This window comes from Haloarcula sebkhae, assembly GCF_014647415.1.
Classification (GTDB): Archaea; Halobacteriota; Halobacteria; order Halobacteriales; family Haloarculaceae; genus Haloarcula; species Haloarcula sebkhae.
The window spans coordinates 233982-249562 of sequence record NZ_BMPD01000002.1; the positions used below are offsets into that span (position 1 = coordinate 233982).

The 15581-nt window shown below is 58.1% G+C and carries 14 protein-coding genes; 8 read left to right on the plus strand and 6 right to left on the minus strand.

The window, feature by feature from the left end:
- The first annotated feature begins 135 nt into the window (after positions 1 to 135).
- Both IEY38_RS07170 and IEY38_RS07175 read left to right on the plus strand, forming a co-directional pair.
- A complete protein-coding gene (locus IEY38_RS07170) occupies positions 136 to 1836 on the plus strand; it encodes a glycosyltransferase family 39 protein (protein ID WP_188976554.1) in 1701 nt (566 codons plus the stop codon).
- 105 nt (positions 1837 to 1941) lie between these two features.
- On the plus strand, positions 1942 to 3087 hold the full coding sequence (locus IEY38_RS07175; protein WP_188976556.1) for a glycosyltransferase: 1146 nt from the start codon (positions 1942 to 1944) through the stop codon (positions 3085 to 3087).
- A 3-nt stretch (positions 3088 to 3090) separates the two neighbouring features.
- Here IEY38_RS07175 and IEY38_RS07180 read toward each other — a convergent pair whose 3' ends face one another.
- A complete protein-coding gene (locus tag IEY38_RS07180; protein WP_188976558.1) occupies positions 3091 to 4491 on the minus strand; it encodes a flippase in 1401 nt (466 codons plus the stop codon).
- Between the two features lie 182 nt (positions 4492 to 4673).
- Here IEY38_RS07180 and IEY38_RS07185 point away from each other — a divergent pair, with 182 nt between their 5' ends.
- From IEY38_RS07185 to IEY38_RS07195, 3 genes are all read left to right on the plus strand, one after another.
- Positions 4674 to 5621: an alkaline phosphatase family protein gene (locus tag IEY38_RS07185; RefSeq protein WP_188976560.1), complete on the plus strand. Its 948-nt coding sequence runs from the start codon at positions 4674 to 4676 to the stop codon at positions 5619 to 5621.
- 89 nt (positions 5622 to 5710) lie between these two features.
- Positions 5711 to 6892: a glycosyltransferase family 4 protein gene (locus IEY38_RS07190; protein ID WP_188976562.1), complete on the plus strand. Its 1182-nt coding sequence runs from the start codon at positions 5711 to 5713 to the stop codon at positions 6890 to 6892.
- Between the two features lie 68 nt (positions 6893 to 6960).
- Positions 6961 to 7938: an alkaline phosphatase family protein gene (locus IEY38_RS07195; protein ID WP_188976564.1), complete on the plus strand. Its 978-nt coding sequence runs from the start codon at positions 6961 to 6963 to the stop codon at positions 7936 to 7938.
- Between the two features lie 73 nt (positions 7939 to 8011).
- On the opposite strand, the gene IEY38_RS07200 is transcribed toward IEY38_RS07195, so the two are convergent.
- Positions 8012 to 8854 (minus strand): TrmB family transcriptional regulator, encoded by an 843-nt coding sequence (locus IEY38_RS07200; RefSeq protein WP_188976566.1) that lies wholly within the window; start codon positions 8852 to 8854, stop codon positions 8012 to 8014.
- Between the two features lie 330 nt (positions 8855 to 9184).
- Between IEY38_RS07200 and aglJ the strand changes: the two genes are divergently transcribed.
- Positions 9185 to 10231: an S-layer glycoprotein N-glycosyltransferase AglJ gene (gene aglJ / locus IEY38_RS07205; protein ID WP_188976569.1), complete on the plus strand. Its 1047-nt coding sequence runs from the start codon at positions 9185 to 9187 to the stop codon at positions 10229 to 10231.
- 1 nt (position 10232) lies between these two features.
- Here the strand turns inward: aglJ and IEY38_RS07210 are convergent, their stop codons facing one another.
- Both IEY38_RS07210 and IEY38_RS07215 read right to left on the minus strand, forming a co-directional pair.
- The gene (locus IEY38_RS07210; RefSeq protein ID WP_188976571.1) at positions 10233 to 10559 is read right to left on the minus strand and encodes a hypothetical protein; all 327 of its coding nucleotides are present in this window, start codon (positions 10557 to 10559) and stop codon (positions 10233 to 10235) included.
- A 46-nt stretch (positions 10560 to 10605) separates the two neighbouring features.
- Positions 10606 to 10956 (minus strand): winged helix-turn-helix transcriptional regulator, encoded by a 351-nt coding sequence (locus IEY38_RS07215; RefSeq protein ID WP_188976573.1) that lies wholly within the window; start codon positions 10954 to 10956, stop codon positions 10606 to 10608.
- A gap of 136 nt (positions 10957 to 11092) precedes the next feature.
- Here IEY38_RS07215 and IEY38_RS07220 point away from each other — a divergent pair, with 136 nt between their 5' ends.
- Together IEY38_RS07220 and IEY38_RS07225 are read left to right on the plus strand one after the other, a co-directional pair.
- On the plus strand, positions 11093 to 11512 hold the full coding sequence (locus tag IEY38_RS07220) for a DoxX family protein (RefSeq protein WP_188976575.1): 420 nt from the start codon (positions 11093 to 11095) through the stop codon (positions 11510 to 11512).
- Positions 11513 to 11627: 115 nt separating this feature from the next.
- A complete protein-coding gene (locus tag IEY38_RS07225; RefSeq protein WP_188976577.1) occupies positions 11628 to 13286 on the plus strand; it encodes a rhomboid family intramembrane serine protease in 1659 nt (552 codons plus the stop codon).
- On the opposite strand, the gene IEY38_RS07230 is transcribed toward IEY38_RS07225, so the two are convergent.
- Positions 13283 to 13909, minus strand: a complete 627-nt coding sequence (locus IEY38_RS07230; RefSeq protein ID WP_188976579.1) for an METTL5 family protein — start codon at positions 13907 to 13909, stop codon at positions 13283 to 13285. The two genes, IEY38_RS07225 and IEY38_RS07230, sit on opposite strands and share 4 nt — an antisense overlap.
- 50 nt (positions 13910 to 13959) lie before the next feature.
- The gene (locus IEY38_RS07235) at positions 13960 to 15519 is read right to left on the minus strand and encodes a sensor histidine kinase (protein WP_188976581.1); all 1560 of its coding nucleotides are present in this window, start codon (positions 15517 to 15519) and stop codon (positions 13960 to 13962) included.
- Between the last annotated feature and the right edge of the window lie 62 nt (positions 15520 to 15581).

The window sequence follows — 15581 nt, forward strand, 5'->3', positions numbered from 1 at the left end:
TTGTATCCCGGGTCTGAATGATGGCCGCCAATACTCAGTAATGACAATATAGAGAACAAGTTACGATACCCACGTGCGGAGAGTGCTCTCCTGAAATCGCACAGACTATTACAGTCAGTGGTCAATCACGAGAAAATGCCCTTTAGTCTGTGGAACAGAATACGCACGTCGGTCCGACGCGAGCCGTTTGTGCCGCTCGTTGCGCTTGCTGCGTTCCTGCTGATGTTCTTCGGCACCTGGCGACTACGGCCACATCTGACCTTCCCCGATGAAACCGGCGCTATCGAACTCGCTCTCAGGATGGGATACGAGCAGAATCCCTTCATAGACAACTTCCGGAAGGGTGGAAACCTCCACCTCTACCTGCTTGCGCTCTCCTTTGTTCCGGTGACGCTGTACTGGCTCGTGACCGGACAGTTCGGCGAGATCATGTCGGGCGCGGCTAGCGTGGGTAGTTCACCGAGTTGGGGCGTGTCTCCGGATCTCCTCACAGCGTTCTACGACGTGCTGTTCGCCGGGCGGCTTGTCTCTGTCGTGTTCGGTGTCGGGACTGTGGTTGTCCTCTACTACCTCGGCCGGGAACTGCTGGACCGGCGTGCCGGAATCTTCGCATCGGTGTTTCTCACGACTTCTGTCGGGTACGTCATCACCGGCCATTACGCGACTGAAGATGTCCCGATGACGTTTTTCCTCATGCTTGGCTTCCTTCTGACGGTTCGTTCGTTTCATTCAGGGGATACCAGAACGCTGTTGGCTGCGGCGCTGGTCGCAGGCCTGGCAGCGTCGACGAAGGCGACCGCCGGACTCCTCGTCCTGCCCATCGCCATCGTCATCATTGAGCGCCACTGGGACGAGTCGGGAACCGTTGTTGAGTTCGTCAAGGCAGTCTGGCTATACCCAACGCTGACGATACTTAGCTACGTCACTACGACGCCATCGATATTCGTCCATCCGGGTTCGTGGGCTGATGAGATATCTCGATACGTCTACCGAAGTACGAGCGATTCCGTCGCGTACAATTGGTCGGACCCCGGGTGGCTCATCCAGCTCGCACACCTCGCAGAAGGGCAGGGAATCGTGCTATTCCTGTTTTCTATACTATCCGTACTGCTTGTCGTCACCTTCCTCTTGCGAGGGACGCTCGACAGTGCGGTTTGGTTGTTGCTCGTCTATGCCATCCCGTACTTCATCGTCATCACGCAAGGGAATATGACACAGTTCCCTCGGGTAATGCCGCTCTTCCCGATTCTCGCGGTCCTCGCTGGTCTCGCTGGCTCGGAGTTAAGTCAGTTCTCTCATCCGGTCCGTCTGGTCGGTATCGGACTTCTCACGCTTGTCATTGTCTTTTCGGGCGTACACACGACTGTCGGTGTCTCCGAGATCAACGAATCTCGCCAGGAGGCCACGGCGTGGACACACGCCAATTTAGATAGCTCTGACACTGTTGACGTGTACTCGCAGCAAGTGTACCTCCCAGAATTTCCCGAGGAGACAACTGTGAATCGATATGAAATCCATTCTACTTTTCCCCGAGAAAACTGGCAACCAGGTCTTGAACGTTTGGACTGTAATGCGCCTGAGTACGTCGTTCTCTCGAGCTATCACTACTATCGGTTCTTCCAGGACCCGTCAGTATTCCCCGACGTGACTGAGCGCATGTCGGCGTTGCTCGCCGAGGAGGACTACGAAATTGTCCGGACGTTCGGCCCGCCAATTGATACTGAACTCAGCGCCGAACGGAAATTCAAAGACAGCGCTGGGTTTTCATCGTTCCCTGAAGACGGGAACCCGACTATCGTTGTGCTGAAGCGGATAGACGATGAACCGACCTGCTGATGACAACTGTGCGCCGAAACCACCCTCCTCGACCTTCCCTCTCCTCTCACAGACGGTATCTGGAAGCCAGCGTTTCAACCGCGATGACGAACGAGGTCAGAATCCGTGACTGACGAATCACCCCCGAGCGTCTGCGTCGTGACCCATCCCCTCGCCGCCGCAGGCGAGAACGCCACACGAAGCCTGCTAGACATTCTGTCGGCTGTGACATCAGTCGCGCTTGTAACGGCTGATCTGCCGGCTGACTCCGAGATTCGCGACCGTCACGAACTCGTCGAACTCACGCGGAAAGGCGCGGGTGAGTCCGTCGTCACTGCTGCGTTCCGGTTCCTGTTGAACCAGCTCCGGATGTGCCGCGTCATCGCCAACCGTGACGAAGACGTAATTTTGTTTTTCGGTGCGACATCGTACCTGCTGCCCATTGTCGTGGGTCGGTTGCTCGGTAAAACGGTTCTCGTCGAACCCCGCGGCGACGTACCGCTAACGCTCCGGCTGAACTGGGAACAGCAGTTGCCTGACGAGATGGCCGCAGTACTCGCTAGCGCGGTGCGTGCGCTCGAACGGGCCGGCTTCGCCGCAGCCCACGGCGTTGTCACCTACACGCCGGAGATGGCTCGCCAACTGGACCTGCATCCGGAATCCCCGACTGTGTATCCGTCGGGGGCGCGCTACGTTCGGACAGACGAGTTTCATGTCCAGCGGCCCTACGCCGACCGCGACCCTATCGTCGGATTCCTCGGACGACTCGATGAAGAGAAGAACATCCGGGAGCTCGCTGCTGTCGCCGCCGAGCTGCCCGACGACGTGACCTTTCGGTTCATCGGCGACGGTGACCTCCGAGAGTGGCTGGAAACCGAACTCGCGGCGGAAATCGAACGCGGCGCTGTCGAACTCACTGGCTGGGTTGACCACGACGACGTTCCGGACCAACTGAACGCCCTCTCCCTGCTCGTGTTGCCGTCACAGCCGACCGAAGGACTCCCGACAACGATTCTGGAAGCGCTAGCCTGTGGAACACCGGTACTGGCCTCGCCGGTTTCGGGCATTCCCGACGTTGTCCGCGAGGGCGAAACGGGGTTCCTGCTCGATTCGCGAGAACCAGCGGCTCTCCGGAAGACCATACTCAATATTTTGGAACGAGATGATTTGGAAAGTGTCAGTGAGAATGGACGTGACTTGATTGAGTACGAATACAGCTTTGAGGCGGCCTGTGAGCGGTACAGGTTGATACTTGCAGCGTGTACTCAGTAGGCACTACACCATCTGTAATACGCGCTCTCTGATTTCGCGGTCCGTCGCCATTCCGAGGCCGTACGCCACGACGCCGAGTGCGACTAAACCACCAAGCTTCAACAGTGTCGATGGCGGTAAAATGGTCGCCGCCGCGTACACTACTGCGCCCATCGCTAACGCTGTGACTGTCTGCCTTCCGAGCGCTCGCCAGTTTGCAGTCACAGTGATGAACCGCTGGAGGTACACGATCTGAATGACGAGCGCGATGCTGACTGTTGTTATCGTTGCCGCCGCTGCCCCAAGCGATCCGAGTTCCGGAACCAGTAACAGATTGAGTACAACGTTCGCAACGAGGGTCAGTGCTGCTGTCCGAAACACGAGGTCCGGGTGACCGATCCCCGTAAGCGTCCGCTGGATCAGGATTCGCGGCGCTTGTAACAACTTCTCCGCCATCAGGAGGATGAGAATCAACCCACCCGTATCGAAATCATAGACGAGTTTCATGAATGGATCGGCGAGTATCGCTACACCGACGACGGCGGGGATGACAAGCAGGAGACCATATGTGAAGCCTTCGCTTAGAGCCGTTTCAATGCGACCGTATTCATCCCGGGACGCCCACTCGCTGATCGACGGAAACACAGCCTGGCTCAGGGCTTGACTAGCAATTACTGCAACTACGCTGACCTTCCAAGAAGCTTCGTATACAGCAACAGCGGACTTTGACGCGAAATACGCCAATACGAGCGTATCTGCCCAGTTGTACGCTAGCGAACTCACGCTATTGAACGACGTGTACTTCGAGAATCCCCAGAGATCTCTGATGGTTTCCCAAGTCGGGATAGATAGCGTACTTGATAGCGAGAAATAAAATATAATGAATTTCACGACAACACCAATCAGAACACCATATAGCAGAGCAAATATTTCTAATCCGGCTATGATCAGTACAATACTTATTACTATTCGAATGACTTCTCCGAAGAGTTCAATGAGAGAACTAAGCGCCACTCGACCTTCACCACGAACGGCCGCTCCAGTAAGCCATCTCCCGGTACTGGATACAATAAAGACAATCAATAAGGGAACAGCTGCTACACCGATATATTCGTCTACACGGTTCTCAAGTACGAACAACCCGAGAGACATGACTGCGATTGGAACAAGTGTTATGAGATATCCTGCAGTCAGGTACGACCCGCGCCGTTGAGTCGTCGTTTCGCTAATGCGCTTTTCTATCCCAGTATCGACACCAAGCCGTGCTCCGGTCATCAGCACGCTCGTGACCGCATCGAAAGTAAAAAAGATTCCAAGAACCGTTTCACCGAGGGTCTGAGCAAAGTACGCGGTTCCAACAAAGCCAATTAGACTCAGGACGATATTACTGGCATATATAATAACACTCGATCGGTCGATGTCCATCGATATCTGTGGATTTCTCCCATGTGATTATTATTCTGTTCTTGTTAAAACAACTGGGAACCTTAACCGTGCTAGATATCACCATTTAGGCCACCACTCTATTGTACCGTATTTGGTTATTCGGGAATGGACAGAGTGTCATTTCAAAACATTCATTCGACCACCAAATCAACACAGCACAGATGAGCTTCTCTGATTGGTTTTTTGATACAGTGGACCGCCTACAATCAGATCCCTCTCCAAAAAATGTCGAGATAGCACTCAGAAAGTTATGGGCTGGCTTGCTCGGGAGATTCGTCCCGAAGCAACAGGAAGAGCAGGTGGTTTGGGATGAAGACTGGGATATACTGGTTATTTTAGACGGATGCAGGGCCGACGCCATGGAAGAGATCGTACAGGGAACTTCTTATCAATCTCTTTTCTCCGATAGCAAGCTTGAGACACGCTGGTCAGTCGGTGGTACCAGCTCTGAATGGATAAAAAAGACGTTTAATGAAAAACATTCGGAAGAGATCAAAGAGACAGCATATATAACGGGTAATCCATACACGGACCAGATACAATACGACGAGTTTTCAGAATTCACCCACTTTGGGATTGCCAGTACGGAGTATGATATTCGGACGGTTTCGCCTCGGAAACTGACTGATCACGCGATTAATACCTGGAGAAAACGCGACGAGAAGGGCGTTGATAGAATGATTATTCATTATATGCAACCGCATGCACCCTTCCGGTCGCGCCCAGAGTGGTTTCGTGAATTCAAAGGTACGAAGAAGTTCGGTAGCAAAGTCTGGTGGCGCCTCTGTGATGGAACCGTTTCGCACGATGACTTCTGGACTGCATACATTGACAATCTTGAGTGGATACTGGAAGAAGTTAGCATCCTCTCGACGTCTATTGATGGCTCCATCGCTCTAACCGCTGACCACGGCAATGCAAAAGGTGAATGGGGGGTATATGGACACCCCAAAGGAGTGCCGGTCAGTGCTGTAAGAGAAGTTCCCTGGATCACATTAGACGGGATAGATACTGAGGAATACACTCCGGAATATAACAACTCTGATCGAAGCGAAGATGATCAAACGCCTGCCCGTGAATCGCAACTTGAGGCCTTGGGGTATAAATGACGGTCATATCTGAATATACTCTATAGCTATCTGGCCGATAGAGAGACGACAAGAATAACTGTTAATTCCCCCATCGTCCACCATCAGTTATGCCGCGAGTTCTCATCGGACCGACCAAAACAAACATTCATAATAATGAGTACGGTAAGAGTTACAATCTCCTGAATAACCTGTACGACGATAATTTTACCGTCGACATATACACGAGAACAGTTTCTGATACTCTTAGCCCGGAAAACGTTACTGTGTATCCGCTGGGTGGCTCTAACAGGATCTCGTTCTATAGTAAGCTATATTATAGGCTTTTTACAGAGCTTCGGAAAGGGGCTGCTGATATATATCATCACATGAATCTTAGCTACAGGTGGTTCAATCCAATCCTCGTATCGGGACTTCATGCCGATATTCCTGTCGTCGTTGGGCCGTGCCAAACGGGGCATGCCATCATGGCTGAAGAATTCAATCGAATGCTTTCTTTCTGGGTGGGGAGAAACCTTCCGAGGCCACTTACTGATCCACTTCACACAATTGTTGATGCGACTCGCGATGTAATCCTTGATCCACCCCGGATGGATTTGTTCCGGCGGACGCTTGACGCCGCAGACCGAATTGTGGTTGTCGATCAAGAAGCCTACGAGATGTATGCTGACCTCGTTGATGAATCGAAGCTCCGGACGATACCGCTGGGCGTTGACCCGGATGTCTTCGAATACAGTGAACCAGACGACTCACAGGAACTCGTAGCCATCGGTAGCCTTCGGGAACGGAAAGGCTATGATATCCTGTTCGAAGCATTCGACCAAATTCAGGAGGAATATCCCGAGGTCCACCTCCACGTCTTTGGTGACGGGCCCTTAGAAGACGAATTGGTCGCGCAGACCAAGCGCCTCGACATAGACGAAAACGTCACGTTCCACGGGTACGTTGACCAGTCTATCGTTCGGGAACACTTGTCTCGGGCACGCGCCTTCATCCACCCCTCCCGGTCAGAGGGGTTCTCACTGGTCCGTCTGGAAGCGATGTCGAGTGGATGTCCAGTGGTTGTTACTGATGTCTCTGGAGCAAACGAGATGGTTCGGGACGGGAAGGAGGGCTTTGTCGTTCCGATAGAGTCCCCGGAGCCAATCGCTGATGCTGTCACTACCTTGCTCTCCGATTACGAACTCACGAAACAGATCTCCAGGCAGGCGCGACACCGTGTCGAAGAAAAGTACGACTGGCGAAAGATCGCGGAAGAGTACCTCGACTTGTACCGTTCACTGTCCACATAACGCTGTGCCGCTGTCTATCACCTGCATCGAAAGGTCTTAAGCCGTCGGCTGAGACGTTCGTGGTAGATATGGTCCTCGTAGTGCTGGGTATCGATGCACTCGACCCGGAACTAGTAGATTCGACGGCACATCCGAACTTGACGCTCGCCGACCACCACGCCATCGAGACGATCAGGAGCGTCGAAGGTGGCCCCAGCACTCACGAACTCTGGCCGACGATTATTACGGGACTCAGGCCCCCGGAACACGGCATCACGCTCGACGACGGCGTCGCGTGGGAGAATCCCATCCTCCGATTCGGGAGTGCTGCCGCGGACTACCTCCTCCCGTCGGGGCTACAGACGCGTCTCGGAGCGTGGCTCCTGAACAATACCGAACAGGACGCGTTCCGGATTCCGGCGACTTACTACGACGAGAACGATCTGACGACGGTGTTCGACGGTCGGGAGGCGGCACCGATCGGCATCCCCAACTATGTGATCGATCCGGACACAGAGGACCGCGAACACAGCCTCCGACGGAACCTCGGTGACCTCTTCGAGCGGGATCTCGAAGCAAAAGGCGGGCATTCGTCGACAGACCCGGCGCTGTTCTACGAGCAGTGTCTCGAAATGTCGATGGTTCGCCTCGCTCGCGCACGACGGGCGCTCAGAGGTGGCCGACATGAACTGGTGTTTGCATACACGAGCGGACTCGATCTCATTGGTCACGTCGCGTACGAACAGCCCTCGCTGCAGGACCGCGCCTACGAGGAACTCGACGAGTTCGTTGGGGAGGTCCGGGACGACCTCGGAGACGACGACGAACTACTGCTGGTCAGCGACCACGGCCTGCAGGACGGCGTCCACACCGACGAGGCGATGGTCGCGGGGACCGACCCCGACATGGTCGATGCGATCGAGAGCGTCGTCGATGTCCGAGCGGCTATCGAAGCCGAACTCGACGAGACCGACCACACGTCGACGCCGCAGGTGACAGCATCGGACGAGGGCAGTCGGTCGGGGACGGAAGTCAAAGAGCACCTCGAAGACCTCGGATACATGTAGCCATGTCGGACGAGCCAAACGTCCCTCTGGCTGTTTTTGATAGCGGTAAGAAACAGAATCTCAGTACCTACAGCTAGCCCAACGTAGCGATACTCTCGTATTCCCAGATCAGATCGAAGTAGCGCTTCATCCCAGCGACAAACGAGCCGTTGTCGGTAATTGCGGCCTGTCGCATATGGTTTGGAACGTCCGGCTCCTCGACCAGTAGAATCGCCTCGCCGCTGTCGTAGTCCATGCTCGGGTCGACGAGCGTCCCGCGCCAGGGGAGCTTCTCCGTGCTGAACCGCAGGTCGACGGCGGGGAACTCCGTTGTCAGTCGGTCGACGATGTCGGCCTGCACAGCAGCTTTCTCCGGTGGGAGTGCATCGGGATGCAGAAAGAGAACGTTGATATCGACGCCGCGGTCGAGTGTCTCTGCCAGTGCGCGCTCGACGTTATCGAGGTACGCGAAGCTATTGGTGATGACGCGAAGTGTCTCCTCTGCGTCGTCGTACAGCCGGCGGGTCTCGCGTTCGCTCGGTTCGCCCACGTCAACGACGTGGAACAGTTCAGCTGTCGGTGATATGTCTTCGCTCGCCCGTTCAAACCGCGGTTCGTACTCGGCGAGGAAGCTGTCGCGGTAGGAGTCGATGTCCGCGGCGAACGACTCGTACGACTGCCTGCGGTTCTCGACAGCCCGGTCGAGGATGTCGCTAGGAGATTTCGGCTGGTACTCCTTTGGACGGCCGGGGATCACCTTGATGAAGCCCCGGTCGGACAGCGACTCCAGCACGCCGTAGACGCGGGCTTTCGGGATGCCGCTGGCCTCCGCAAGGTTCGGGGCCGTCGTCCGGCCGAGCGAGAGCAACTCTTCCAGCGCCGTCGCCTCGTATTCGGTCAGCCCAACCAGGTCGAACACGTCCGCAGGGTCGCTCATACACGCCCATGTGTGGCAGGGGATGTAAAACGCGTCGCCCGACGCCGGAATCTATTAGTGGGTGGCGGCAAGTAGTTACTCGCAGAGTGAGTAACATGACTGCGACATCCCAGACCGAGGACGACGATCACCTGGCAGACATCGAAGACGGCTGTGGCTGTGCGGAGGTCTGGGAGCACATGAGCGAGCAGCGCGACGACTGACACGGTTGTCGTCGGCTATTCCCGGCTGTCACCGCTTTTTCGCCAATGACTGGCAAGGATCTGGACCGAAAACCCGGACGCGGCCAGACCCGCATTTATTTGCCTTCGGGTGGATGACGTTGAATCAATGGCCGACCGAGACGACGTCTGTATACTGTTGCCGACATTCAACGAGGCCGAGACTATCGAGTCGGTCGTGTCCGGGTTCCGCGAGCAGGGCTTTGACAACGTCCTCGTCATCGACGGCGGCTCGACCGACGGGACACAGGATCTCGCCGAATCGGCCGGCGCACAAATCGTCGAACAGTCCGGCTCGGGGAAGGGACAGGCTGTCAGGGAGGCAGTGACACGCCACATCGAGCAGCCGTACGTCCTGATGGCCGACGGCGACGCGACCTATCGGCCCGACGAGGCGGACAGGCTACTGGAACCACTGTTGTCGGGCCAGGCCGCCCACGTCATCGGCAACCGGTTTGCGGACATGCAACCCGGCGCGATGACGAAACTGAACCAGATCGGCAACCGCATCATCAACAGTGCCTTCGAAACGATTCACGGACGCGACCTCACCGATATCCTCTCGGGGTATCGAGCCTTCACACGACAGTCCTTCCAGCGGAGTTCGCTGACGGCGTCGGGCTTCGGTATCGAGACGGAGATGGCCGTCGAGTGTGTCAAACACAACATCTCGACGGCGGTGGTGCCGATCACCTACCAGCCCCGGCCCGACGAGTCCGACACGAACCTCCGCCCGTTCCGTGACGGCGCGACGATCATTCTGACGCTGTACCAGATGGCAAAGACCAACAACCCCCTGTTTTACTTCGGGAGCGTCGGCCTCGGGAGCACCGTGGTCGGGTTCCTGCTCGGCGCGTACGTGGCCTACGACTGGGTTGTCAACAGCATTTCACACGAAGTGATTGCAGTTATCGGCTCCTTTGCTATTCTGCTGGGGATTCAGCTTCTCATGTTCGGCGTCCTGTCCGATATGCTCGTGGCAGTGAACCGCGAACAGACGCGCCGGCTGGAGGATATCGCCGTCCAACTCACACACGAGAGCCGCAATCGGTCGGTGGACCTGCTCGACGATCAGCAGGTCGGCGACGCAGAGGGCACCGAAGATAGCGACACAGAGACAGAGCCGGCGGTGTCTCCGTACCAGCCCGACGAGTGAGTTAGAACGGGACCAGCGCGCGAAGCTGGGAGAGAAGACTGTTTTTCGTGGCTTCCCGTTTCCGTTCGAATATCGGATGGAGGTCGTTGAGTAGCTCCTGCTCGTTGTCGAACTCCGTGGCGTTCGTCTCCTCGAGCGCCTCGGCGACGGTCATCGAGTGGCCCGACGCGTCGAACGGGACCGCGATGTGGCCGGCGGCGTCCCGAACCTCCCCTGGTGTCGCGGGATACTCGATATCCACGTCCGACAGGCGGGCGTCGAGTGCCGCGATACCGAACTCGATGACGTCTGGCTCGTCGCTGTTATCGGCTGGTGGCCGTACTCCCATTGCTAAAGCGATGGGGCCGGGGGATAGAAAAGTCTACGTTGTCGGCTCAACTCTTGCACCCGGCCAGCCACTCCGCGGCCCAGTCCTCGATTTCGTCGAACACCGGACAGAGGGATTCACCCTTCGGCGTGAGCTGATAGTACGTCGCGACGGGTGCGTCCTCTTCGAGCCGTCGGTCGACGAAGTCCATCTCCTGAAGGTCGTCGAGGACCCGCGAGAGGGTGCGGGAGCTGGCGTCGGTGGCGCGTTTGAGTTCGTTGAACCGCTGTTCGCCCTTCTGTAGTTCGTGGAGCACGACCAGTCGCCAGCGCGATCCGATCTGTTCCAGCGACTCGATGACGGCACACGGTCCGCTCTCTTCTTCTTCGTCCGCGGCAGTGAATACTTCAGATGACATCGGTGCTACCTGGTATCCTCTTTGTCCGGGAACGTACAAATAGGTTCGGATACGAACCAAGTAACGTAATGAAACCACCAATCGCGGTTCGACAGTCTCGTAGCGAAACTATCTCTGCCCCGGAGGTGAGCGCCTGATGGCGTTCGAGTCCGCCGGTGCGGGCGAACTGTTCTTACTGGGCCGACTCCTGTTCGGTGGGGTGCTCGCCTTCATGGGCCTAAATCACTTCCAGAACGCCGGACAGATGACCCCCTACGCGGAGGCGAAGGGGCTCCCGGCACCCGCGGCGTCAGTCTACGGGAGCGGCGGACTGCTCCTCGTCAGCGGTATCCTCGTCATCCTCGGTGCGTACCCCGTCATCGCAGCCGGGGCGCTGGCGACGTTCCTCATCGCTTCCGCCATCACCATGCACGACTTCTGGGCGGTCCCGGACGACCAGATGCAAGACGAGATGACGCAGTTCCTCAAGAACATCGCACTTGCTGGCGGCGCGCTGTCGCTGCTTGCGGTGGCCGGCACGGCGTGGCCATACAGCGTCGGTCTGTCCCTGTTCTGAGGCGGCGATCCTGTCTAGTCCGGTCGCCTGACCACAGCCCGTACCCCACCAATCACTATTCGGGAATGACACCTGCCGCCATCCATAAGCCGTCCCGTACCTGAACTGTGCGTGAATGATGCAGTCGCTGCCGACGCCGGCCATGCCTGCATGGCTCCCGTGGCAGGAAGCGGTCGTCCTCGCCGTGGTGCTCGCTGTCCTCCTTGCCGTCCGGCGCTTCTCGGATGCGCGAGTTGGCGACGGGATACGGGCGCGACTCCTCCTCGGAGTCCCGTGGGGAACGCTGCTGACGATTGCGGGTGTCGCGGCAGTGTACCTGTTCTTGCAGGGCGCGTGGTGGCATCCACGGAACCCGCTTGTTACCCCGTTCCGGACGTGGTCGTACTTCTACCCGTTCGGAATGCTCACCGGGGCCTTTACCCACGGCAGTCAGGGCCACATCACGGGGAACCTCATGGGGACACTGGTGTACGGAACGGTCGCCGAGTACGTCTGGGGACACTACCCTCGCGAGCGGGGTGTCCAGACCTTCACGTCGCTTCGGACGAACCCGTTCGCCCGGATTTTGGCCGTTCCCGTCACCATGTTCGTTGTGGGCGTGTTCTCCGCGGTGTTCGCTATCGGGCCGGTTGTGGGCTTTTCGGGCGTGGTGTTTGCCATTGCCGGGTTCGCGCTCGTAACGCGGCCGACGCTGTTTCTCGGTGCGTTTCTCGGAAATCGCGTGCTCGACCTCCTGTATTCGGCGCTTCGCTACCCCGTGTCGACGGCCTCGGGTCAGACCCGCTTCGTGACGCCGTGGTGGTCCAACATCGCCATTCAGGGACACGCTATCGGTATCTTGGCCGGCGTCATCGTGGCCCTCGTGCTACTGTGGAACCGGGACGAACGCCCCGATACGCTGCGGGTGTTCTTCGCGACGCTCGTGTTTGCCGTCGCACAGGGACTCTGGGCAGTGTACATCCCGCTCGGCGGCGGCCGGTTTCGGTTGTTCCGCTGGGTCGGGACGGCACTGGTGTTTGTCCTCGCGCTCGTCGTCGCCGCGGCGACCATCGGTTCTGACCGGCGTTTTCGCCCGTCGTTCGACCGACGCCCGGCGTCACTCGCAGTGATGGTTCTGCTTGTCGTCCTCGGTGCACTGAGTCTCGCTGCCGTCCCGACGAACGTCGTCGACCTGCAGGCGGACCAGCTCCCCGAAGACGGCATTGAGGTCAGAGACTACGTGGTGACCTACGACGAGAACGTCCCGAACGCGTACTTCGAGAGCATCTGGGTTCCAACGCAGCAAGCGGGGACAAGCGTCAACGCCAGCGGCGTCATCGTCGCCAGCGCGGAGCGGGAGGTCTGGATCGCCGCCGTCCAACCGGGCCGGCTCGCCGTCAACGGTCAGGAGCGAGTCACGGTCGGCGGGGCGACCTGGCGCGAGTCAGTGTACGCAAACCGGACGGACTGGTCGGTCCTCGGCAATTCCAGCGTCTACCGGGTCCAACTCAGGCGTGAGGGCGGCCAGCCCCGGACGGCGTACACCTCGGAGCCGTCGACGGCGGACGTGATACTCGACGGACGGAACGTAACAGTGGCGGCCCGGCAGAACGGATTCGATGTGGTCGTAACACGGCGGAACGAAACGCTCGGGCAGGCACCGCTCCCGGCGAACATGACGCGGACGCGGATCGGCGGACTGACCTTTGAGCGGAACCGCTCGAAGCTGTATGCACGCACGGACGGCACTCGCGTCAAAATCGCCGAGTACCGCCAGCAAGCGACGCGGAGTTAGGTCCAGTCGATGCGGTACACTTCCGCCGTAATGGCCTGTCGATCCGATTCGTGGAAGTCGAACTGTCGCGGCAGGTCGAACTCCGTTTCGAAGGCGTGGGTCACTTCGCCGCCGTTGTCCCCGGCGAAGGATTCGACGAACGATTGGCTTCCCTCGTTGTGAATCGAGTACGAGACGCCCGCGATGGACGCGGCAGTTTCGAGGAACCGTCGGTCGGCGTGTTCGTTGTCCGACTGTGCGCCAAAGGGCGGGTTCATGACGACGGTGGTTTCTTCGGCAGGCGGACACAGCGGGGCTGTGGTGGCATCTGCTCGAATCCACGACACTGGCGTCGTCGACCCCACCTTCCGCTCGTTTTCACGCGCCGTCGACAGCGGTGCGGGGTCGATATCTAGCCCGACCACCCGAGCCGGCGACCGCAGCGCTGCACCCAGCGCCAACATCCCGGTTCCACAGCCCAGGTCGACGACCGTCTGTCCCTGAATGTCGCCCTGGAGGTCAGCCGTATGGACCAGATGGGCGGCCAGATCCGGTGGTGTCCGGTACTGTTCGAGACTGGCCCGCGGGTTGTCAAACCCGGCGACAACGGCGAGTTGCTGGGCGAGCGCACTCTTTGTCGGCATTACCTGAGATACGTCCGATTCATTCAAAAACGTTTGGAAATGCCCAGTAGTTATTTTACCGGGAGCGCAACGACGAACTCGCTGCCGCCGAGGTCGCTTTCTTCAACCCAAATGTTGCCGCCGTAGCTATCGACCATCACCGAGACGAAATAGAGTCCGAACCCGGTCCCTGTCGATTCGGTTCCACGCTCTCCCTTCTCGAAGATTGCATCACGCTCTGCGGGTGGTATCCCGGGCCCGTCGTCAGCAATATGAAGGTGAACCATCGGCCCGACACGTTCCGTCGTCACCTCGATTGTGGTACCTGGGCCGCCGTGCTCGACAGCGTTCGTCAAGATGTTTCCGACGACATCGTCGAGAAGGTCGTCAGCCACGACCTCGATATCGCCGTGGATGTCCGTCCTGAGCGTGCAGTCCTCGTCCATCGAGGCCGCTTTTTTCGTTGCCCCTTCGACGACCGGTCCCAGGGCGATTGTCTCTGCCTCTGTCAGCCCGTCATCCGACATCGTGCTCAGGACGCTCCGGACCTTCTGTGTGAGGTCGACGATGTCCTGACTCCAGTCCAGAATCGTTTCGGCGTAGGTCGCCTGTGTCCCGTCAAGTGCGTCTGCAAGCGTTTCTGCGCGCGCCTCGATGACCGTCATCCCGTTGAGGATGTCGTGCCTGAGAATACTGTTGAAAAACTCCATTTGCTCTTCGCGGCGCTTGAGGTCGGTGATGTCTGTTCCCTCGACGATTATTTTCTGCACGCTCCCGTCGACCGTTACCGGCCGGGCCACGACGGAGGTCGAGATGCGCTGGCCGTCCGCGCTGACGTGCTCGGCTTCGAACCTGACCATCTCGCCCTCACTCGCACGCTCGACAGCATCCCGACAACGGTGCGCTGTCGCCGCATCGTGGTTCCACCAGGGCGTTTCCCAGATCGCGTTTCCTGAGATGCCTTCAGCGTCACCCTCGATGAACCCAAGTGCTGTTTCGTTTGCCCTAATAAGGGTTCCATCGGCCTCAAGGATGCCGATGAACGTCTCCGGTGAGTTGAACGTCGCTTCCAACAGCCGCTGGCTCTCCTCTTGTGAATCGACAGCGATCTCGCGTTCAATCTCCGCTTCGACCCACTGCGTCAGATGCTTGAGCAGCGTCTGCTGCCAATCTGAGAACTCCGAAATCGCCTCATCATCGTTGACGAAACACAGCGTCCCGTATTCTGACCCGTTCGCCCGAAGCGTCGTGCCGACGTACGCCTCCAGTCCGGCCTCCTTGTATGCAGGGTCGGCCGCCATCGATTCGCTCGCGTTAGTGATGATGTGAATCCCGGAGTCGTTGAGGGTGTGCTTACAGTACGTTTTGGAGAGTGGGCGTTCGACGCCCGCTGCAATCGTTGATGCCAGACCACTGCTGGCGACGACTTTGTGTTCGTCCCCAGAGACGACCGTGATGTGGCCGTTCGGGAACCCCAGATGCTCTCGCCCGACGGCCAAGACCGGTTCTACACGCTCCTGAAAGGTAGTTCCGCTGGCCGCCATCGCCGCAGTGAGGTCCTGCATAGCTGCCAGATAGCGATCTCGCTCCTCCGAATCGCTACCTTCGGTCCCGTCCAGCGGATCATCCATAGCAGGTGAGTCGACCTCCCCGGAATTGAAGATTCGGACCCGTTTCTCAGAAGCTGAAATGC